This window comes from Bacillus sp. EKM206B (assembly GCF_011066015.1).
GTDB classification, from domain to species: Bacteria; Bacillota; Bacilli; order Bacillales; family Bacillaceae; genus Bacillus; species Bacillus velezensis.
The window spans coordinates 70,090-90,818 of the sequence record NZ_JAAMNL010000003.1 but is presented as its reverse complement, the minus strand read 5'-3'; the positions used below and the strand labels follow the sequence as shown (position 1 = coordinate 90,818).

Sequence of the window (20,729 nt, the reverse complement as noted above, 5' to 3'; positions counted from 1 at the left end):
GCCGGGACAGAGAAACCTTCATTTTCATGAGGTGTTTCTCTGTCCTTTTTTATATGTTTTTACAATGCGCCAATGACTGAAGGGGGAAGATGATGCTGAAACGAACACCGCTTTATGACGTGTATAAAGAATACGGCGGAAAAACGATTGATTTTGGAGGATGGGAGCTGCCGGTTCAATTTTCTTCTATTAAAGAGGAGCATGAAGCCGTCCGCACAAAAGCGGGCCTGTTTGATGTGTCCCATATGGGAGAAGTTGAAGTATCCGGTAAAGACGCCCTGTCTTTTCTGCAAAAAATGATGACAAATGACGTTGCCGATTTAAAGCCGGGAAACGCGCTTTATACCGCCATGTGTTATCCTGACGGCGGTACGGTCGATGACTTGCTGATCTATCAGAAAAGCGAGAGCTGCTATCTGCTCGTGATTAACGCGTCTAATATTGAAAAAGACATCGCCTGGCTGACGGAACATGCGGAAGGCGATGTCACGCTGACGAATCAGTCTGACGGGATTTCACTGCTTGCTGTTCAGGGGCCGAATGCTCAGTCGGTTCTTGCGAAGCTGACTGAATGTGATTTGTCCTCCTTAAAGCCGTTTACATTTATTGACGAGGCGGACGTTGCCGGACGCCAAGTCCTGCTTTCAAGAACAGGCTATACCGGTGAAGACGGGTTTGAGTTATATTGCCGTAATGAAGATGCGGTTCATCTATTTAAGGAGATACTTGCAGCGGGAGAGCATGAAGGCCTCGTTCCGTGCGGCCTCGGCGCCCGTGATACGCTGAGATTTGAAGCGAAGCTTGCTTTATACGGTCAGGAATTGACGAAAGATATTACACCGATTGAAGCCGGAATCGGATTTGCCGTGAAACACAAGAAAGATTCCGATTTTTTCGGGAAGTCTGTATTGCGCGAACAGAAAGAAAAAGGAGCCCCGCGAAAGCTGGTCGGACTTGAGATGATTGAAAAAGGGATTCCGAGACACGGGTACGCCGTGAAAAAAGACGGTGTTCCAATCGGTGAAGTCACGACAGGCACGCAATCTCCGACTTTAAAGAAAAATATCGGCCTTGCCTTAATCAAAACGGAATTCAGTGAAGTCGGAACGGAAGTAGAAGTGGAAATCCGTAAAAAAACGGTAAAAGCGAAGATTGTCCGCACACCGTTTTATAAACGTCCAAAACAGAGCTGAAAAAGGAGAGTCATATGAAGCATCGATATTTGCCCGCGACAGAACAGGATAAAAAAGAAATGCTGAAAGCCATCGGCGCAGAAACAATTGATGAACTGTTTGCCGATATTCCGGAAGATGTGAGGTTTCAAAAAGACTACCAAATTAAACAAGCAAAATCAGAAACAGAGCTGACGAGAGAGCTGACGAAGCTTGCGGCGAAAAATAAAGACGCTGTTACATATGCATCTTTTCTGGGCGCAGGAGTGTACGATCACTACCAGCCGGTTATCGTCGATCATGTGATATCCCGATCAGAGTTTTACACGGCGTATACACCTTACCAGCCTGAAATCTCACAAGGAGAGCTGCAGGCGATTTTTGAATTTCAAACGATGATCTGTGAATTAACGGGAATGGATATCGCAAACTCCTCTATGTACGACGGGGGAACGGCGCTGGCGGAAGCGGCGATGCTTGCGTCGGGCCATACGAAAAAGAAAAAAATCGTCATTTCCGCAGCCGTTCATCCGGAATCACGGGATGTTTTGAAAACATACGCAAAGGGCCAATATATTGAGGTTGTAGAGGTGCCCGCGAAAAACGGCGTCACAGATCTTGAAGCATTGGAACATGCCGTTTGTGATGAAACGGCAGCCGTGATCGTCCAGTATCCGAACTTCTTCGGACAAATCGAGCCGTTAAAGGACATTGAGCCGCTCGCACATAAAGGAAACAGCCAGCTGATTGTTTCTTCAAACCCGCTCGCGCTCGGTATTTTGACACCGCCCGGGGCATACGGAGCTGATATCGTCGTCGGGGACGCGCAGCCTTTCGGCATACCTGCGGCGTTCGGCGGCCCGCACTGCGGCTATTTTGCAGTAACGAAAAAACTGATGAGAAAGGTTCCGGGCCGGCTTGTCGGCCAAACGGAGGATGAAAACGGGCGAAGAGGTTTTGTTCTCACTCTTCAGGCGCGCGAGCAGCATATCAGAAGAGACAAAGCCACGTCTAACATTTGTTCAAATCAGGCGCTGAATGCTTTAGCGGCTTCAGTCGCGATGACGGCGCTCGGAAAAAACGGCGTCAAAGACATGGCCCGCCAAAATATATTGAAAGCTGATTACGCGAGACGCCAAGCGGAAAAAGCCGGCTTGCACGTAGCATTTGACGGCCCGATATTTAATGAATTTGCCGTCAGGCTGAATCTTCCCGTCAAGGAAGCAAACCGGCGGCTCCTGCAAGACGGCATAATCGGCGGATATGACTTAGGCCTTGCGTATCCGGAACTGAATCAGCATATGCTCATTGCCGTCACAGAGCTGAGAACAAAAGAAGAGATCGATTCGCTTATTGCGGGATTGGGGGATCAACATGAATAATCAAGATCAGGCGCTTATTTTTGAAATGTCCCGCGAAGGGCGTATCGGTTACAGCCTTCCGGAGCTTGATGTGCCGGAAACAGAGCTTGAAAGCCTTCTTCCCGGTGACTATATCCGCGATGAAGACGCAAAGCTGCCGGAAGTATCAGAGCTCGATATTATGCGGCATTATACCGCTCTTTCTAAGAGGAACCACGGAGTTGATTCAGGCTTTTATCCGCTCGGCTCCTGTACGATGAAATACAATCCGAAATTAAATGAAAAAATTGCCCGGATCGCAGGTTTTTCCGCTATTCATCCGCTTCAGGACGAGGACACGGTTCAGGGGGCGCTTGAGCTTTTATACGATTTAAGCGGACACTTGGAGGAGATTACGGGCATGGACGAGGTGACGCTGCAGCCTGCGGCGGGCGCTCACGGCGAATGGACCGGCCTGATGATGATCCGCGCTTATCACGAAGCGCGGGGAGACTTCGGACGGACGAAGGTGATTGTCCCTGATTCAGCCCACGGTACGAATCCGGCATCCGCCACGGTCGCCGGTTTTGAAACGATTACCGTTAAGTCAAATGAGCACGGGCTGGTTGACATTGAAGATTTGAAAAGAGCGGTAAACGAAGAAACAGCGGCGCTGATGCTGACGAATCCGAACACCCTCGGGTTATTTGAGGAAAACATTACGGAAATGGCTGAAATCGTCCATCAGGCCGGCGGAAAGCTTTATTATGACGGAGCGAATTTAAATGCCGTTTTAAGTAAAGCAAGACCGGGAGATATGGGATTTGACGTCGTTCACCTTAATCTGCATAAAACATTTACCGGGCCGCACGGCGGGGGAGGACCGGGCTCAGGTCCGGTCGGAGTGAAAAAAGAATTCATTTCGTATCTGCCGAAACCCGTTCTCACGAAAAAAGAGGGGCGTTTGACTTTTGACTATGACCGGCCGCAGTCGATCGGGCGTGTAAAACCTTATTACGGCAACTTCGGCATTAATGTCAGAGCCTACACGTATATCCGGTCCATGGGGCCTGACGGCTTAAAAGCTGTGACCGAAAACGCGGTTTTAAATGCAAATTATATGATGAGAAGACTCGCGCCTTATTATGATCTCCCGTATGACCGTCATTGCAAGCATGAATTTGTGTTATCGGGAAGAAGGCAGAAAAAGCTCGGCGTACGAACGCTTGATATTGCCAAACGGCTTTTGGATTTCGGCTATCATCCGCCGACTGTGTATTTTCCTCTCAATGTTGAAGAAAGCATCATGATCGAACCGACGGAAACGGAATCAAAGGAAACGCTAGATGCGTTTATAGATGCCATGATTCAAATTGCGCGGGAAGCGGAGGAATCGCCTGAAATCGTTCAGGAAGCGCCGCATACAACAGTTGTCAAAAGAATGGATGAAACCAAGGCGGCAAGAAAGCCCGTTTTAAAATACGAACGTACACTTGACGGCAGCTGCTGACACGGTGTAAAAAAAAAGAGCTGTCCGTTTTATACGGAAGCTCTTTTTTTATGATTAGTTTTTTGCTTTAATTTTTCCGCCCCATTTTTTAAATCCGCCTTTCAGGTTGTAAATATCTTTACAGCCGTGTTTGCGGAGCGTCTGTGCCGCGCGTCCGCTGCGGACATTGTTTTGGCAGTACAGATAAACGGGTTTATCAGGACGGATTTCACTTTTGCGCTGTTTCAGCTGTGACAGCGGAATGTTGCGCGCGCCGAGAATATGGCCGCCTTCAAATTCATTCGGCTCACGGACGTCAATCAGCTGCGCTTTTCTGTAGCCCGCGCGGAATTCCTCTTCCGTAAGTGTTTTCATTAAACGCTGCTGGTAAAAATACGACACGATCATATAAACGATAAACGCCGCAACAATAATTAAAGCAATCATATTAGACAATGCGATTCTACTCCTTTAACTTATAAAATCAAAACCCTGCTTCCTGAAAACAAGGCTTACCGGACGTTTTGGGACAAATACTATTATAGTAAAGCATGAAGCGATTGTCATCCTTAATGAAACGAAATATTTTTCATTTTCAAGGCAGTTTGTTAAACTGATTTTATTAAAACGATAAAGAAGGGTTCAGTGTATGGAAAAAGAAACATGGCGGTTTATTGACTCAGGGAATGAAAGCCCGGCATTTAACATGGCGCTGGATGAAGCGCTTTTATATTGGCACAGCCAAAAAAAAATTCCTCCGGTGATCCGTTTTTACGGCTGGAATCCGGCAACTTTGTCTGTCGGGTATTTTCAAAATATTAAGAAGGAAATTAACTTTGACGCAGTACATAAACACGGCCTCGGGTTTGTCAGAAGACCGACAGGCGGACGGGGTGTTCTGCATGATAAAGAATTGACTTACAGCGTAATCGTTTCAGAGGATCACCCGGAAATGCCGGCCACGGTGACAGAGGCGTACCGCGTGATTTCAGAAGGCATTCTGCAGGGATTCAGAAACCTTGGACTTGATGCCTACTTTGCGATTCCGCGAACGGAGAAAGAAAAAGAAAGCTTGAAAAATCCGCGCTCGTCCGTCTGCTTTGATGCGCCTTCGTGGTATGAACTGGTCGTCGAAGGACGGAAAGTTGCCGGAAGCGCACAGACACGCCAAAAAGGCGTCATTCTTCAGCACGGTTCCATCCTGCTTGACATTGATGAGGATAAGCTGTTTGATCTGTTTTTATATCCGAGCGACAGAGTCCGTGAGCGCATGCAGCGGAATTTTAAAAACAAGGCGGTAGCCATCAACGCCTTAGCGCCGAAACGGGTAACGATGGATGAGGCCAGAATCGCTTTTAAAGCCGGTTTTGAGGAAGGGCTGAACATTCATCTTGAGCCTTACACACTCACGTCTGAAGAGCTTGCATTTGTCAATGAGCTGGCTGAGACGAAATACGCGTCTGATGAATGGAATTATAAGCGCTGATAAGGCTTGACAGACCGGAAGCATCCTTGTTTTTTCATGACCGTTAGTGTAAACTTGTAATGGTTTATAAAGTTAAGGTGCTTTTTGGGAGGGTTACTTATGACAACACCAAGTATGGAAGATTATATTGAACAGATTTATATGCTGATAGAAGAAAAAGGATATGCACGGGTTTCTGATATCGCGGAAGCTTTGGCAGTCCACCCCTCCTCTGTAACGAAAATGGTTCAAAAACTAGATAAAGACGAGTATTTGATTTATGAAAAATATCGCGGGCTCGTATTGACGTCAAAAGGCAAAAAGATCGGCAAACGGCTCGTATACAGACACGAATTGCTTGAGCAGTTTTTAAGAATCATTGGTGTTGATGAAGAGAAGATTTACAATGATGTTGAAGGAATCGAACATCATCTGAGCTGGAACAGCATTGACCGCATCGGCGACCTCGTTCAGTATTTTGAAGATGACGCAAGCCGGAAAAAAGAATTGAAATCCGTACAGAAAAAAACCGAAAATTCCGGTGAATAAAGGGCAGCCCGAAATGGGGCGCCCTTTTTTTAATGTCTTCATTCTTTGGTCTATTTCGCCCAGCCGTTTCTTAAAATAATAATACACCTTGAGATGGAAGGGAGAGGGCGCGCTATGCAGATTGACGGCGTATTTTCGGGCGGGGGGATAAAAGGGGTGGCGCTTGCCGGCGCTTATGAAGCGCTGGAAGAAAAGGGCTTTCGCTTTGAAAGGCTCGCCGGAACAAGCGCCGGCGCAATTATTGCCGCATTTATCGCTGCGGGCTATACGAGCAGAGAGGTTCATTCCATCATAGATGAGGTGGACGGAAGGCAATTGCTTGATCAGAGATACTCATTCCTCCCGCTGAAAATCCTGCGGTGGGTGTCGATATATTGGCGCCTCGGACTATACAGAGGCGATATGCTGGAAAAATGGATTGCGGATAAATTAAAAGCGAAGGGCATCATCGCGTTCGGCGATTTGAAAAAAGGCTCGCTCCGTCTCATCGCTTCAGATCTGACGAACGGAACGATGATCGTGCTTCCTGACGATCTTCCCCGCTACGGATTAAATCCGGAGATGTTCCCGGTTGCCAGAGCCGTCAGAATGAGCTGCAGCATTCCTTATTTTTTTGAACCGATAAAACTGAAGACCGAAAAAGGCACCTCAACGGTTGTTGACGGCGGCGTGTTAAGCAATTTCCCGATTTGGCTGTATTCAAAAGAACGCAAACGGCCGGTCATCGGAATTTCGCTTTCGCCCAACGAAAAAGAGCGCCCGAAAAAATCAATCCGGAACGCTTTTGAGCTGTTCGGGGCTTTGTTTGAAACGATGAAAGACGCTCATGATGCCAGGCATATCGCGACAAAGTACGAACAGAATATTATTTTTATTCCGGTGGAACATGTGATGGCGACGGAGTTTCATCTCACACCGCAAAAAAAACTAGCTCTCATTGAGCTAGGAAAAAGCAGAACAGAGCAATTTTTGAAGCAATGGAGCTATTAAAAAAGCGCTCTGTTTTTCTTTTTATTCTTTTTGCCTTCTATGACGGTAAGCTGGGTCTGGCTTTTTTTCTTAAGAATCATCGGCTTCGGTCTGCTGCTGCTCGGCACGCTCCGCAAATGGCTGACCCGGCCTCTGTGTCCGGCGCGGTGCTTCGCTTTTTGCTCCTTCATTCGGAGCCGCGATTGTCTGGCCGCTTTTCTGAAAGCGGTTCCGTCACGGCCGGTGCGGCGGTTCAGGACCGTCCTCACGATAAAATAAATAATGATGCCTGCGATAATAATGGTGATCGCTCTTGAAATCATCTGCCCGGGGTTGGTTACCGCCGCATAAATGAAACCGAATGCGCCAAGCGCTATCAATACAGCAAAAAAAGGTTGTACACGATGATTCATAACTGCCCACCTCCAAAATAATAACGGTAACGGTTCAGATTACGTTGTGAGACGGTTTTTCGCTCTGTTCTGAAATGTCTTCCAGTCTGAGAAGCTCGTTAAAGCTTTCTATGGCAACCTCGACCTGGTCATCCGCCGGTTCCTTTGTCGTTAAAAGCTGCAGCCACAGGCCGGGATAACCGAGCACTTTCAAAACGGGGATATTCCGCACTCTGTTCGTCAGCTGGAGCACTTCAAAGGAGATGCCGAGAACGACCGGTATAAGCGCAATCCTGTCTAAAATCCGCACCCAAAGCGGATCTGTCGGAACGAGTAAATAGACGAACATGCCGACAATGATTGTAAATAAAATAAAGCTTGAACCGCAACGGTAATGAAGCCGTGACTGCTTCTGAACATTTTCTATTGTAATTGGCAAATTCTGTTCATAACAGTTTATGACCTTATGTTCGGCTCCATGATATTGAAACACTCTTTTAATTAACGGCGTCAGTGATAAAAAATAAATGTAGCCGAGAAGCAGAATAAGCTTAAACAGACTTTCGATTCCGATCTGCGCGGCGTCTGAGGAAAAGACGGGCCTTACAAGCTCCGCTAAGAAGACCGGGACGAGCGTAAAAACGAATTTGCTGAACAAAAACGACAGAACGCCGATCACCGCCAGGCTGAAAAACATCGATAAGCCCGAACCCTTCTTATCTTCCTGCTCCAGCTTGGCGTCATCTTGAGGATCAAGCCCGTAACGTTCGCTGGAAAAGTTTAAATGCTTTGTGCCGTTGGCGCTCGCCTCAATGATGGCGACGATTCCCCGCAAAAAAGGAATCTTTTTTAAAGCCGAAAGCTTGGCGTTCGGCACTCTCGGAAGCTTGAAAAAATCAATGCTTCCGTCATTCCTGCGGATGGCGGTAACATAATTTTTTCTGCCGCCGAACATGACCCCTTCAACGACAGCCTGCCCGCCGTAAGCAGGGGGCGTTTTTTGTTTGGACATTGTTTATCAACCTGCCTGTTTTTTTAGGATTTACTAACCGTTTCCTTTCACTCTATTGTACAGGAAACCGCGGTAAACCTCTAGTTAGACAGCTGGAAAATCAATGCTTTTTCTACATGCAGTATACCCCGTTTCTTTAGATTTTACTCATTGAATGAAAATATGGCGCAGTTTTTTATGACTTTTCAATTTTGGGGCAGTCTATGACTGGAGGTGCCATGATGACAAGCGAAAAACATTCAGAACAGGAAGAAAAAAAGAAGCAGGATGATGATCAGCAGCCTGTTTCATTTACCGGCAGAATTTGCGGTATAGGATTTGCCGGCGGTGTATTTTGGAGTTTGATCGGCTATCTCGGGTATGTCTTTCATTTTTCAGAGATCAGCCCCAACATGATTCTTCAGCCGTTTATGATCGGAGAATGGAAAAAACAATGGCTCGGCACGATGGTCAGCATCGTTGTCATCGGGTTGATTTCAATTGCCGGAGCGTTCATTTATTTCGTGTGCCTGAAGCGTTTTAAAACCATGTGGCCGGGGATGGTGTACGGCATCATTTTATGGTGTGCGGTTTTTTTCTTATTCAATCCGATTTTCGAAGATGTGAAATCCGTCACTGAATTGAAATCAGATACAATCGTGACGACGCTTTGCCTTTACATTCTGTACGGTTTGTTTGTCGGCTACTCAATTTCCTTCAACTACAATGAACTTACGTCAGACAAGCTTGCAAGGGCGCTCGGCAACAAGTGAATAAGTGTATAATCCCTGTCCGGTATGGTAAAATGTTCACGAGAAGTGAACATTTTTTATGCTGAAAACCGGGCGGGGATGCTCCCGCGTTGTCAGGCGGCAGTCAAGAATCGGCGAGGAGGAGAAAGGGAATGAAACTTGAGAAATTGCGAAATCTTTTCGGTCAGCTGGATATAGACGGAATGTTGGTGACAAGCTCCGCCAATCTGCAGTATATGACGGGATTTACGGGTTCGTCAGGCCTTGCGGTCATATCGAAAGAACGTGCGGCATTTATCACGGATTTCCGTTACACCGAGCAGGCGAAGACGCAAGTGAAGGGTTTTGACATTATCGAGCACGGCGGAAGCTTAATCCAAACGGCTGCGGATACGATTCTTGAGTACGGCATTAAAAAACTCGGCTTCGAGCAAAACAGCATGACGTACGGAACATATGCATCCTACCAAGCGGTGCTGCAGGAAGCGGAGATGGTTCCCGTCGCGGATTCCGTTGAAAAGTTGCGCTTGATTAAGTCAAGTGAAGAGATTAAGATATTAGAGGAAGCTGCGAAGATTGCGGATGATGCGTTTGAACATATTCTGACGTTTATCAAACCGGGCATCTCAGAGATTTCAGTTGCAAACGAGCTTGAATTTTATATGAGACGTCAAGGAGCAGACGGCTCTTCCTTTGATATGATCGTCGCCTCGGGAGTCAGATCCAGCCTTCCCCACGGAGTGGCAAGCGGCAAATTGATTGAAAAGGGAGACTTGGTCACGCTCGATTTCGGCGCTTATTATAAAGGCTATTGTTCTGACATCACACGCACCGTCGCGGTCGGAGAGCCAAGTGATAAACTGAAAGAGATTTATCAGGTCGTATACGATGCCCAAGCGCTTGGTGTCCTGCATATTAAACCCGGCATGACGGGAAAAGAAGCGGACGCCCTGACGAGGGATCACATCACCGCAAAAGGCTACGGACAGTATTTCGGCCATTCGACAGGACACGGGTTTGGAATGGAAGTCCATGAATCACCGGGGCTGTCTCTCAGGTCATCGGCCGTTCTTGAGCCGGGCATGGCGGTAACGGTTGAGCCGGGCATATACATACCGGAAGTTGGGGGCGCAAGAATCGAAGATGATATCATCATCACTGACGACGGCAACCGGACAATTACGCATTCCCCTAAAGAATTAATTATTTTGTGATCGGAATATAGGAGGACATCAAACATGATTTCAGTTAACGATTTTCGTACAGGACTAACGATTGAAGTAGACGGCGGCATTTGGCGCGTCGTTGACTTCCAGCACGTAAAGCCGGGAAAAGGAGCGGCATTTGTCCGTTCTAAATTGCGTAACCTCCGCACGGGCGCTATTCAGGAGAAAACATTCCGTGCAGGTGAAAAAGTCGCGAAAGCTCAAATCGAAACAAAAACGATGCAGTATCTTTATGCCAACGGCGATCAGCACGTGTTCATGGATACAAGCTCATATGAACAGCTTGAATTGAACGAAAACCAAATCGAAGAAGAATTGAAATATCTTCTGGAAAATATGTCTGTGCACATCATGATGTATCAGTCTGAAACGCTCGGTATTGAACTGCCGAACACAGTTGAACTGAAAGTTGTTGAAACAGAGCCGGGAATTAAAGGCGACACGGCGTCAGGCGGCACAAAACCTGCCAAAACGGAAACAGGTCTTGTCGTAAACGTACCGTTTTTCGTGAACGAAGGCGATACGCTGGTTGTAAATACATCAGACGGCTCTTACGTGTCAAGAGCGTAGTCAAAGAAATTCGGAGTCTGCTCCTTTTACGGGGCAGGCTTTTTTTGCGTTCTGCCTGAATCTTTCTTCTATATGAAAATAGTGAGACTACTTCCGTCAGCTAGAGCATATAGTGTAACAAAATGCTTGAAGTTGGGGGATTGCAATGAAATTTTTGTTTGGTTCAATCAATTCTACTGTTTTAACGATGGCCGGTTTACGAGTTTTGTCCTCGCTCATTGAATTATCGGCCGCTATTATCATGCTTTTGACAAACGACATCAGAAAGGCGGTTGTGGTGAATAGTATTTTGGCAATCGTCGGCCCGCTGATCTTTATCATCACAATGACGATCGGCATTTATCAGATTGCCGGACAGCTCTCATATGCAAAATTAATATTGATTTTTGCGGGAGTGGTGCTGATTTTGGCCGGTGTGCATAAATAGAGGGCCGGGGTGTCATAAAGTCTGTCCCGGATCATACATTTTAAAGAAGCCAATCGGTAAAAAAGGAGGAGACTCTATTGAATGAGATTACAGAGGTTCTCCCTGAATTATTGAGAGATGCCATCTCCGCCGTGCCCGAAGAAGCGAGGCGGGATACAGAAGAAATCAGAATCCGCGTCGACAGGCCGGTTGAACTGATCCAAAAAGGACAACCTTTGTATTTGTCATATGTCTGTACGGCCGGCGACGCACAGCTGATCCTCAGCCGGCTCAGCAATTACAGTATGTACACGCTGGAAGAAGAGCTGAAAAAAGGATATATCACAATCAGAGGAGGCCACCGTGTGGGGCTGGCCGGAAGAGTCATCGTCGAAAACGGAGCCGTCAAAGGACTCCGGGATATTACTTCTTTTAATATCCGAATCGCCCGGGAGAAGCTGGGAATCGCAGAACCGCTCATTCCTTTCTTATGGAAAGAAAACTGGCTGAATACGCTGATCATCGGTCCTCCGCAAACGGGGAAAACGACTTTGCTTCGTGATTTGGCCCGGCTTTCCAGCACCGGATCAAAACGCATTCCCGCAAAAAAGACAGGTATCGTAGATGAACGTTCGGAAATTGCCGGCTGCCTGCGGGGCATTCCCCAGCACAGTTTCGGCCGCAGAATCGATGTCCTTGATGCCTGTCCGAAGGCGGAAGGGCTGATGATGATGATTCGCTCTATGAGTCCTGATGTCATAATTGTGGATGAAATCGGGAGAATGGAAGACTCACAAGCGCTGCTGGAGGCGCTCCATGCGGGCGTATCCGTCATCGTATCTGCGCACGGGTGGAATATGAAAGACTTGGTAAAGAGGCCGTCGCTGAAAATGCTTTGGGAGGAAAACGTGTTTGACCGATATGTTGAACTGTCAAGGCGCCGCGGTCCGGGAACGATCAGCAGGATGTACGGAAAGGACGGGGAACCTGTTCCGCATGCTGAAAGCGTGATGACATGCTGAAGCTTTTGGGTGCCGTGTTTATTCTGACAGCGACGACTTGGACCGGATTTGAGATCGCCAAAATGTATATAGAAAGGCCGAGGCAGATCCGTCAGCTGCGCGCGGCGCTCCAATCGCTTGAAGCGGAAATCATGTTCGGGCATACACCGCTGCATACCGCCTCGGGACAAATTGCTGCACAGCTTTCCAAACCTGTATCGTTATTGTTTCAAGCTTTCAGCAGAAGGCTTGAGCAGGGAAGCGATTCCGCCAAAACGGCTTGGGAACAGAGCTTGAAACATAATTGGTCGTCCATGGCGATGAAAAAAAGTGAATATGATGTGCTGAAGCAATTCGGAGAGACGCTCGGGCTCCATGACCGTGTTTCTCAGCAGAAACATATCAAGCTTGCGCTTACACATTTGGAAGCGGCGGAAGCGGATGCCGGACGGGCGCAGGCGAAAAATGAAAAAATGGTGAAAAGCTTAGGATTTTTAGCCGGACTGTTACTCATTCTTCTATTGATGTAAACATGAGGGGAGCAAACATAAAATGGGAGTCGACGTAAATGTCATTTTTCAAATCGCCGGAGTCGGTATCGTGGTTGCGTTTCTGCACACCATACTTGACCAAATGGGAAAAAAAGAATACGCCCAATGGGTGACGCTGCTTGGCTTTATCTATATTTTATTTATGGTGGCGACGATTGTCGATGACCTGTTTAAAAAGATCAAAGCTGTGTTTCTATTCCAAGGATAGGGGGGCTTACAGATTGAGATTGTTCAAATTGTAGGTTTAGGCCTGATCGCCACATTTCTCTCCCTGATCGTAAAAGAACAGAAACCGACTTTCGCGTTTATGATTGTCGTCTTCAGCGGCTGCGTGATCTTTCTTTATCTCATCGACCAGATTTACGACATTATCAGAATGATAGAAAAAATAGCCGTCAATGCAAATGTCAATATGGTCTATGTGGAAACCATTTTAAAAATTATCGGCATCGCCTACATCGCTGAATTCGGAGCGCAGCTGACAAAGGATGCGGGCCAGGGAGCGATTGCTTCGAAAATAGAGCTGGCCGGAAAAATTTTGATACTGGTAATGGCCGTGCCGATACTCACCGTCATTATTGAAACGATTCTCGGACTTATTCCTTCTTGATCATAAATAAAATGGAAAGGGGGGCACAAAAAATGAAGCGCTTTCGGTGGGCGGGAGCTTTTTTGTTCATCCTCTTATTTTTTCAGACTGAATGTGTACAAGCTGCCGGAACAGACGGTGCGTCGCAGGAAACCGCAGTTCACCAAGAATCCGCTGATGAAGTGGCGAAAAAGCAGGCCGAAGCGCTGAAAACAGAAGGCATCGGAAAGTTTTGGGACGACATCATGACAGAATACGGCGGCCTTCTGCCTGAAAGCCAAAAGGGAAGCATCATCGACTTTATTAACGGAGAAAAAACGTTCTCGCCGGAGGCATGGCTGAAGGCTTTATTTTCATACTTGTTTCATGAAGTGCTCGCAAACGGAAAGCTTCTGGGAACTTTGATTCTTCTCACCATTTTTTGTGTCATTCTGCAGCTCCTGCAAAATGCGTTCCAGCAGAGCACCGTCAGCAAAGTGGCTTATGCAATCGTCTACATGGTGCTGATTATTCTCGCTTTAAACAGCTTTCATGTTGCCGTCAATTATGCCAGTGAAGCGATCCAGACGATGACAAGCTTCATTCTCGCGCTCATCCCGCTTTTACTCGCGCTTTTGGCGTCTTCCGGGGGAGCCGTCTCCGCAGCTTTTTTTCACCCCGTTATTTTATTTCTGATGAATACGAGCGGCCTTCTCATTCAAAACATCGTCATGCCGCTTATCTTCCTGTCAGCGATTTTAAGCATCGTCAGCACGATGACGGATCAATATAAAGTCACGCAGCTTGCCAATCTGCTCAGAAATATCGCGATCGGAGCGCTTGCCGTATTTCTCACCGTGTTTCTCGGCGTCATCTCCGTACAGGGGGCTTCGGCTGCCGTGACGGACGGGATTACGCTCAGGACTGCAAAATTTATAACAGGCAATTTTATTCCCGTGCTCGGCCGGATGTTTACGGATGCGACGGATACGGTCATCAGCGCATCGCTCCTATTAAAAAACACCGTGGGAATCCTCGGAGTCGGAATTTTGATCTGCATCTCCGCGTTTCCGGCGATCAAAGTGCTCTCGCTCGCTTTTATTTATAAGCTCGCGGCCGCTATTCTGCAGCCGCTCGGAGGCGGGCCCGTCATTACGTGCCTCGGCGTCATCAGCAGAAGCGTACTGTATATTTTCGCGGCGCTCGCCATCGTCTCTCTCATGTTTTTCCTCAGCATCACAGTCATTATTACAGCAGGCAACCTCACCATGATGATGAAATAAAGGAGGCCCATTGGATATGAGCTTTTTAACAGAATGGCTGACAAGCATTATTTTATTTATCTTATTCGCCATCGTCATCGACATGCTGCTGCCCAGCTCCAGTATGCAAAAATACGCCAAGATGGTTGTCAGCCTGCTGTTAATCATTGTCATGCTCAACCCGATATTCAAACTTTTCAAAACAGACCCGGAAATCATCTTCGATTATTTGACAAAACAAGAGCAATCTCAATCCGCTGATATAAAAAATCAAATTAAATCAGAAAAAAAAGAAATACAAGCATCAAACCGCGCATATGTTTTAGAAGAAATGGCTGTCCAACTAAAAAAGAAAGCGGAGGAGATGTTCAGTCATGACGAATACAAAATAGACGACATCCGCCTTACAGCGGAAGAACAGGTTCGTTCAGAAGAAGATGTAAAAACGATCAGCGTGTATATGGCCCCATCTTCTGAAAAAACCGTGCAAACCGTCGCACCGATCGACATCCGCACAGACCGCAAATACGAACCGGAAGACGCAGCCGACAAAAAAGAGGCCGCAGACATCAAAGAAAAACTTGCGGATATATGGGAAATCGGCAGTGAGAAAATTACGGTTTATATGGAAGGCGGGGAGAAAAACGGCCATGAATAAAAACGGACTATGGACCATACTCAAAAAACAGCTGATGATCGGACAGGCGAAAGACGGAGAAAAACCAAAACTGACAAAATATCATTACTTTCTGTTCGTGTTTGTGCTCGGGGTATCTTTTATGCTGGTCAGCCAGCTGTTCTCTTCACCGGAGAAAACCGGGAAGGACCAAGCGGTGCAGACCGTCATGTCCGGCCGAACGGAAGACAAAAGCGGGCAAAAAAGTGCACCCGTTTTTAAGGCATCGAAAGACGGCAGCGCAAAAACCACGATCGATGATTACGAAAGAGACTATGAAAACCAGCTGAAAGAAATCCTTGAAACGATTATCGGCGTGGAGGATGTCTCAATTGTCGTAAACGTAGACGCAACATCTCTGAAAGTGTTTGAGAAAAATAAAACGAAAAAAGACACCACCACTGAAGAAACCGATAAAGAAGGCGGCAAAAGAAGCGTAACCGATCAAACCTCTGAAGAACAAATTGTCATGATTCGAAACGGGGACCAGGAAACCCCGGTCGTCGTCCAGACGAAAAAGCCCGATATCCGCGGTGTACTCGTTGTCGCTCAGGGAGTGGACAACGTTCAAATAAAAAAAACCATCATTGATGCCGTCACAAGGGTGCTTGATGTTCCGAGCTACCGTGTAGCGGTTGCCCCTAAAAAAATCAAGGAGGATTCATAAATCATGCTGAAAAAACAAACGGTTTGGCTTTTAACAATGCTCAGTCTCGTCGTGGTATTAAGTGTTTATTATATTATGTCGCCGGAAAGCAAAAATGCCGTGCAGATGAAAAGCGAAAAAAGCAGCGGAGAAGTCGCCACTGAAAAAACGCCTGCTCCTGAAACGAAAGATAAGAGCGGAAGCGGCACGGAAAAAGAAGACGGCACAAAAGGAACGAAAGATTCTAAAGGCACAAAAGAGGATAAAGAAACATCAGCCGAAGCATCGGACAAAGACGGATCGGTCGCCACAGAAACAGCTGATGAAAACTTATTTACCGCATACCGCATGGAGCTTGAAGACGCGAGAAGCAAAGAAAGGGAACAGTTAAACAGCATTGTTTCAAGCGATGATGCGACCGCAAAGGAAAAAAGCGAAGCCTACGATAAAATGACGGCGCTGAGCAATGCTGAAGGGACGGAAAAACAGCTGGAAACGCTGATTAAAACACAAGGCTACAAAGATGCGCTCGTGGATGCTGAAGGAGACAAAATCAACATTACCGTCATGTCTGACAAACATTCAAACGCAAAAGCTTCCGCTATCATTGACCTGGTGGAAAAAGAAATCAAGACGATGAAAGACGTCGCCGTCACGTTTGAACCGACAAAGTAAGAGACCTGAACCGCCCGCACCCGCTGCGGGCTTTTCTGATGTCATTTTAGATCAGTGTTGAATTTACACAAGCGCTCCTGTAAGATAAACATAGTATGTACTTTTAGTAGCAACCCATAAATTTCTATTTTTTATACATAGGAGTGGAAACTGATGTTAAAAATCAACGAAATTCATGAACTGATAAAAAGAATCGATGAATCTTCCATCGACGAATTTGTTTACGAAATTGAAGGCGTAAGCCTCAAACTGAAAAAAAATGAAGCGCCGGCAGTGAATGTAACGGGACAAGCCCAAGCCGTTCCCGCCGCTTACGCACCTGCTCCGCAGGCTGCAAAACCGGAAGCGAGTGAAGCCGCTCCTGCTCAGGAAGCGCCGAAACAAGACGAAAACCTGCACAAAATTACGTCTCCGATGGTCGGAACGTTTTATGCTTCTTCATCGCCGGAAGCCGGTCCTTACGTAAACCAAGGTTCAAAAGTGAGCGAAAATACAGTTGTTTGTATCGTAGAAGCAATGAAACTCTTTAACGAGATTGAAGCCGAAGTAAAAGGAGAAATCGTTGAAGTGTTAGTTGAAAACGGCCAGCTGGTCGAATACGGACAACCTCTATTTCTTGTAAAAGCTGAGTAAGGAGACCTGCTATTATGATTAAAAAGCTATTGATCGCCAACCGAGGAGAAATCGCCGTCAGAATCATCCGGGCCTGCAAAGAGCTGGGCATTGAAACTGTAGCCGTTTATTCTGAGGCAGATAAAGACGCCCTGCATGTCCAAATGGCCGATGAGGCTTTTTGTATCGGGCCGAAAACATCAAAAGAAAGCTATTTAAATGTAACGAACATCGTCAGCGTCGCAAAGCTGACCGGCACGGATGCGATTCATCCGGGATACGGGTTTTTAGCTGAAAACGCCGACTTTGCCGAGCTGTGCGAGGAATTAAACGTAACGTTTGTCGGCCCTACGGCTGACGCCATTTCAAAAATGGGAACAAAAGATATCGCGCGCGACACGATGCAGCTGGCGGGCGTGCCGATTGTGCCCGGTTCAAAAGGAATCATAAAAAATACGGAAGAAGCGGTTTCGCTTGCAGGTGAAATTGGGTATCCTGTCATTATAAAAGCCACTGCGGGCGGAGGCGGAAAAGGCATCCGGGTCGCACGCACAGAAGAAGAACTGATCAAAGGCATTGAGATTACCCAGCAGGAAGCCGCTACGGCATTCGGAAATCCGGGTGTGTACATCGAGAAGTACATAGAAGATTTCCGCCATGTTGAAATTCAGGTGCTTGCGGATAATTACGGAAACACAATCCATCTCGGAGAGCGTGACTGTTCTATCCAAAGACGTCTGCAAAAACTTCTTGAAGAGTCACCGTCACCTGCGCTTGATTCTGAAATCAGGGAGCAGATGGGTGAAGCAGCGGTAAAAGCAGCGAAGGCCGTCGGTTACACGGGAGCCGGCACAGTAGAATTCATCTATGACTACAGAGAACAGCGCTACTACTTCATGGAAATGAACACGCGTATTCAAGTAGAGCACCCTGTCACAGAAATGGTGACGGGAACGGATCTGATCAAAGAACAGATTAAAGTGGCATCCGGACAGGAGCTCTCGCTCAGACAGGAAGACGTTGAATTTAACGGCTGGGCGATTGAATGCCGCATCAACGCTGAAAATCCTGCGAAAAACTTCATGCCTTCACCCGGTAAAATTAACATGTACCTGCCGCCGGGCGGACTCGGCGTACGCGTGGATTCAGCCGCATATCCCGGCTACTCGATCCCGCCGTACTATGACAGTATGATTGCTAAAGTCATCACATACGGAACAACGCGTGATGAGGCAGTCGCACGGATGAAACGCGCGCTGAGCGAATTCGTGATTGAAGGTATTGAAACGACGATTCCGTTCCATTTGAAACTGCTTGAACACGAAACATTTGTCAGCGGAGAGTTTAATACAAAGTTTTTAGAAACATATGATGTAATGGGCTCATAATTTTTGCGGGAGGTGAATTGAATGGAAGACAACAGTGTGCTTAAAATGGATCATGATGAGGCTCATTTAGGCAAGGTTGAAATTGCTCCTGAGGTCATTGAAGTCATTGCCGGCATCGCCGCTTCCGAAGTTGAAGGAGTTGCTGAAATGCGCGGCAATTTCGCCACGGGCGTCGTAGAACGCTTCGGCAAAATCAATCACGGCAAAGGCGTAAAGGTCGATTTAGCCGATGACGGGATTACCATCGACGTCTATTGCGTCGTTCAATTCGGGATCTCGATCCCGAAAGTGGCGGCAAGCGTTCAGGAGAATATCCGCCAAACCTTATTAAACATGACGTCTCTGACCATTAATGAAATCAATATTCATATCGTCGGCATTCAATTTGACACGAAAGCCCAAGAAGTCGAAATCGACGAAGAAATGTAATGAGCGTATAAAAACCAAGGGGATGGGCAGCCCTTTGGTTTTTTATACGTTTCCCGTCATTTCAGGCATGAAGAAAGCCGGCTTACAAACGGCAGCCGAGTTTCTTCATGCTGTGAAATCCGAATGAAATTAATACGGTTTGTGAAAATATTCGGCATTAGGGTGAAAAAACCTAAATTTCGACATGCGATTGAGAAAAAAATATGTTATGATCTCTTTAAGCTTAACGACAAGCGGATAAAGCGGATCTGAAGGAGAAAGAAAATGAAAAGAAGAACAGCTAGAGAAAAAGCTTTGCAGGCACTTTTTCAGATTGATGTCAGCGATATTGCACCGAACGATGCCATTGAGCACGCGCTTGATGGTGAAAAAACAGATGCCTTCTTTGAACAGCTGGTGTACGGAGTGATCGAACATCAGGTTCAGCTTGATGAAATGATTTCCGGCCATCTCGTCAATTGGAAGCTTGACCGGATTGCAAACGTAGACCGCGCGATCCTGCGTCTGGCGGTGTATGAAATGGTTTATTCTGACGACATTCCTGCTAACGTGTCATTAAACGAAGCAATCGAGCTGGCAAAACGGTTCGGCGACGATAAAGCTGCAAAATTCGTAAACGGGGTTCTTTCTAACATTAAAACTGATATCGAATCATAGGAGGAAAGAAAATGACTGCAACAATCATCGACGGAAAAGAAACGGCTAAAGAAAAACGCGAACAATTGGCAAAAGAAGTAGAAGAGCTGAAAGCACAAGGCGTAGTGCCTGGATTGGCGGTCATTTTAATCGGAGACGATCCCGCTTCTGTTTCATATGTGACAGGCAAGAAAAAAGCCGCTGAAACAATGGGAATGAAATTTAAGCTTGACCGCTTTGACTCAAGCTTAACCGAGGCGGAGCTTTTAACAGTGATTGATCAGTATAATCAAAATCCGGAATTCCACGGCATTCTCGTCCAGCTGCCGCTCCCGGATCATATTTCTGAAAAAGCCGTAATCGAGCGGATCTCCCCTGATAAGGATGTTGACGGTTTCCACCCTCTCAACGTCGGGAAAATGCTGCTTGGCGAAGATACATTTCTTCCATGCACGCCGCACGGAATTGTCGAGTTATTGAAAAAGACGAACGTAGATCTTTCCGGCAAAGAAGTTGTTGTAGTCGGACGAAGCAATATTGTCGGTAAACCGGTCGGCCAGCTGCTGCTGAACGAAAACGCGACCGTCACATATTGCCATTCCCGCACGAAAAATATGTCTGAGCATACGAAAAAAGCAGATATTCTTGTGGTAGCGGTCGGTAAAGCGAACTTCATCAAAGCTGATCAAATCAAAGAGGGCGCCATTGTCATTGATGTCGGCGTCAACCGTCTCGAAAGCGGAAAACTCTGCGGAGACGTTCAGTTTGATGAAGCGAAAGAAAAAGCATCTTTCATTACGCCGGTGCCGGGCGGAGTAGGTCCGATGACCATCACAATGCTTGCGCATAATACTGTTAAATCTGCCAGACGTACGTTATCATAGATAACCGGAGACAGTCACAAAAAGTGTGACAATGAGCACGATACCCGCTTCTTAAGGCTCCTTTCAGCCAGAGCGGGTTT

26 protein-coding genes are annotated in these 20,729 nt (G+C 46.8%); 23 read left to right on the top strand and 3 right to left on the bottom strand.

The features are described 5' to 3' along the window. The first annotated feature begins 92 nt into the window (after positions 1-92). The 3 genes from gcvT to gcvPB are packed head-to-tail and all read left to right on the top strand — an operon-like array spanning position 93 to position 4,022. The gene (gene gcvT / locus G9F50_RS06345) at positions 93-1,193 is read left to right on the top strand and encodes a glycine cleavage system aminomethyltransferase GcvT (RefSeq protein WP_015388009.1); all 1,101 of its coding nucleotides are present in this window, start codon (positions 93-95) and stop codon (positions 1,191-1,193) included. 14 nt (positions 1,194-1,207) lie between these two features. Beyond that, positions 1,208-2,554, top strand: coding sequence for an aminomethyl-transferring glycine dehydrogenase subunit GcvPA (gene gcvPA, locus G9F50_RS06340; protein ID WP_060562611.1), 1,347 nt, complete (start codon positions 1,208-1,210; stop codon positions 2,552-2,554). Next, complete coding sequence (gene gcvPB / locus G9F50_RS06335) at positions 2,547-4,022, top strand: aminomethyl-transferring glycine dehydrogenase subunit GcvPB (RefSeq protein ID WP_060562610.1); 1,476 nt, start codon at positions 2,547-2,549, stop codon at positions 4,020-4,022. Before gcvPA ends, gcvPB begins: the two co-directional genes overlap by 8 nt. A gap of 54 nt (positions 4,023-4,076) precedes the next feature. Here gcvPB and G9F50_RS06330 read toward each other — a convergent pair whose 3' ends face one another. After that, complete coding sequence (locus G9F50_RS06330; protein ID WP_007408335.1) at positions 4,077-4,457, bottom strand: rhodanese-like domain-containing protein; 381 nt, start codon at positions 4,455-4,457, stop codon at positions 4,077-4,079. Between the two features lie 193 nt (positions 4,458-4,650). Here G9F50_RS06330 and G9F50_RS06325 point away from each other — a divergent pair, with 193 nt between their 5' ends. The 3 genes from G9F50_RS06325 to G9F50_RS06315 all read left to right on the top strand — a co-directional run bounded on the left by G9F50_RS06325 (position 4,651) and on the right by G9F50_RS06315 (position 7,005). Continuing rightward, the gene (locus tag G9F50_RS06325; RefSeq protein WP_015240200.1) at positions 4,651-5,487 is read left to right on the top strand and encodes a lipoate--protein ligase family protein; all 837 of its coding nucleotides are present in this window, start codon (positions 4,651-4,653) and stop codon (positions 5,485-5,487) included. Positions 5,488-5,586: 99 nt separating this feature from the next. Continuing rightward, positions 5,587-6,015: a transcriptional regulator MntR gene (gene mntR, locus G9F50_RS06320; RefSeq protein ID WP_060562609.1), complete on the top strand. Its 429-nt coding sequence runs from the start codon at positions 5,587-5,589 to the stop codon at positions 6,013-6,015. A gap of 114 nt (positions 6,016-6,129) precedes the next feature. Beyond that, complete coding sequence (locus G9F50_RS06315) at positions 6,130-7,005, top strand: patatin-like phospholipase family protein (protein WP_012117971.1); 876 nt, start codon at positions 6,130-6,132, stop codon at positions 7,003-7,005. Here G9F50_RS06315 and G9F50_RS06310 read toward each other — a convergent pair. Together G9F50_RS06310 and G9F50_RS06305 are read right to left on the bottom strand one after the other, a co-directional pair. Continuing rightward, entirely contained in the window at positions 7,002-7,397 is a 396-nt protein-coding gene (locus tag G9F50_RS06310; protein ID WP_060562608.1) for an SA1362 family protein, read from the bottom strand. The two genes, G9F50_RS06315 and G9F50_RS06310, sit on opposite strands and share 4 nt — an antisense overlap. Positions 7,398-7,431: 34 nt before the next feature. Continuing rightward, complete coding sequence (locus G9F50_RS06305) at positions 7,432-8,388, bottom strand: DUF1385 domain-containing protein (protein ID WP_060562607.1); 957 nt, start codon at positions 8,386-8,388, stop codon at positions 7,432-7,434. A 221-nt stretch (positions 8,389-8,609) separates the two neighbouring features. Between G9F50_RS06305 and G9F50_RS06300 the strand changes: the two genes are divergently transcribed. The 17 genes from G9F50_RS06300 (at position 8,610) to folD (ending at position 20,649) form a co-directional block, all read left to right on the top strand. Continuing rightward, entirely contained in the window at positions 8,610-9,140 is a 531-nt protein-coding gene (locus G9F50_RS06300; RefSeq protein ID WP_060562606.1) for a YqhR family membrane protein, read from the top strand. A gap of 131 nt (positions 9,141-9,271) precedes the next feature. Further along, complete coding sequence (locus G9F50_RS06295) at positions 9,272-10,333, top strand: M24 family metallopeptidase (protein WP_043020796.1); 1,062 nt, start codon at positions 9,272-9,274, stop codon at positions 10,331-10,333. A 24-nt stretch (positions 10,334-10,357) separates the two neighbouring features. Further along, positions 10,358-10,915, top strand: a complete 558-nt coding sequence (gene efp, locus G9F50_RS06290) for an elongation factor P (protein WP_003153123.1) — start codon at positions 10,358-10,360, stop codon at positions 10,913-10,915. A 145-nt stretch (positions 10,916-11,060) separates the two neighbouring features. After that, entirely contained in the window at positions 11,061-11,342 is a 282-nt protein-coding gene (locus G9F50_RS06285) for a YqhV family protein (protein WP_003153124.1), read from the top strand. 77 nt (positions 11,343-11,419) lie between these two features. Further along, a complete protein-coding gene (gene spoIIIAA / locus G9F50_RS06280; protein WP_007408342.1) occupies positions 11,420-12,343 on the top strand; it encodes a stage III sporulation protein AA in 924 nt (307 codons plus the stop codon). Next, entirely contained in the window at positions 12,337-12,852 is a 516-nt protein-coding gene (spoIIIAB, locus tag G9F50_RS06275; protein ID WP_007408343.1) for a stage III sporulation protein SpoIIIAB, read from the top strand. The genes spoIIIAA and spoIIIAB overlap by 7 nt, the downstream gene beginning before the upstream one ends. A 22-nt stretch (positions 12,853-12,874) precedes the next feature. Then, the gene (gene spoIIIAC, locus G9F50_RS06270; RefSeq protein ID WP_003153142.1) at positions 12,875-13,081 is read left to right on the top strand and encodes a stage III sporulation protein AC; all 207 of its coding nucleotides are present in this window, start codon (positions 12,875-12,877) and stop codon (positions 13,079-13,081) included. Between the two features lie 12 nt (positions 13,082-13,093). After that, positions 13,094-13,483, top strand: coding sequence for a stage III sporulation protein AD (gene spoIIIAD, locus G9F50_RS06265; protein ID WP_071392571.1), 390 nt, complete (start codon positions 13,094-13,096; stop codon positions 13,481-13,483). Between the two features lie 32 nt (positions 13,484-13,515). Continuing rightward, positions 13,516-14,724 carry a stage III sporulation protein AE gene (spoIIIAE, locus tag G9F50_RS06260; RefSeq protein WP_003153145.1) on the top strand — a complete coding sequence of 403 codons (1,209 nt, stop codon included), beginning with the start codon at positions 13,516-13,518 and terminating at the stop codon, positions 14,722-14,724. A 16-nt stretch (positions 14,725-14,740) separates the two neighbouring features. Continuing rightward, positions 14,741-15,361: a stage III sporulation protein AF gene (spoIIIAF, locus tag G9F50_RS06255; RefSeq protein ID WP_060562605.1), complete on the top strand. Its 621-nt coding sequence runs from the start codon at positions 14,741-14,743 to the stop codon at positions 15,359-15,361. Then, the gene (gene spoIIIAG / locus G9F50_RS06250) at positions 15,354-16,046 is read left to right on the top strand and encodes a stage III sporulation protein AG (protein WP_033574142.1); all 693 of its coding nucleotides are present in this window, start codon (positions 15,354-15,356) and stop codon (positions 16,044-16,046) included. Before spoIIIAF ends, spoIIIAG begins: the two co-directional genes overlap by 8 nt. 3 nt (positions 16,047-16,049) lie before the next feature. After that, the gene (locus G9F50_RS06245; RefSeq protein WP_007408346.1) at positions 16,050-16,700 is read left to right on the top strand and encodes a SpoIIIAH-like family protein; all 651 of its coding nucleotides are present in this window, start codon (positions 16,050-16,052) and stop codon (positions 16,698-16,700) included. Positions 16,701-16,853: 153 nt separating this feature from the next. Further along, positions 16,854-17,333: an acetyl-CoA carboxylase biotin carboxyl carrier protein gene (accB, locus tag G9F50_RS06240; protein ID WP_007408347.1), complete on the top strand. Its 480-nt coding sequence runs from the start codon at positions 16,854-16,856 to the stop codon at positions 17,331-17,333. Positions 17,334-17,347: 14 nt separating this feature from the next. After that, a complete protein-coding gene (accC, locus tag G9F50_RS06235; RefSeq protein ID WP_007408348.1) occupies positions 17,348-18,700 on the top strand; it encodes an acetyl-CoA carboxylase biotin carboxylase subunit in 1,353 nt (450 codons plus the stop codon). 21 nt (positions 18,701-18,721) lie between these two features. Then, a complete protein-coding gene (locus G9F50_RS06230) occupies positions 18,722-19,129 on the top strand; it encodes an Asp23/Gls24 family envelope stress response protein (RefSeq protein ID WP_003153156.1) in 408 nt (135 codons plus the stop codon). A 264-nt stretch (positions 19,130-19,393) separates the two neighbouring features. Further along, on the top strand, positions 19,394-19,786 hold the full coding sequence (gene nusB, locus G9F50_RS06225) for a transcription antitermination factor NusB (RefSeq protein WP_007408349.1): 393 nt from the start codon (positions 19,394-19,396) through the stop codon (positions 19,784-19,786). 11 nt (positions 19,787-19,797) lie between these two features. Beyond that, positions 19,798-20,649: a bifunctional methylenetetrahydrofolate dehydrogenase/methenyltetrahydrofolate cyclohydrolase FolD gene (gene folD, locus G9F50_RS06220; protein ID WP_007408350.1), complete on the top strand. Its 852-nt coding sequence runs from the start codon at positions 19,798-19,800 to the stop codon at positions 20,647-20,649. The last annotated feature ends 80 nt before the right edge of the window (positions 20,650-20,729 follow it).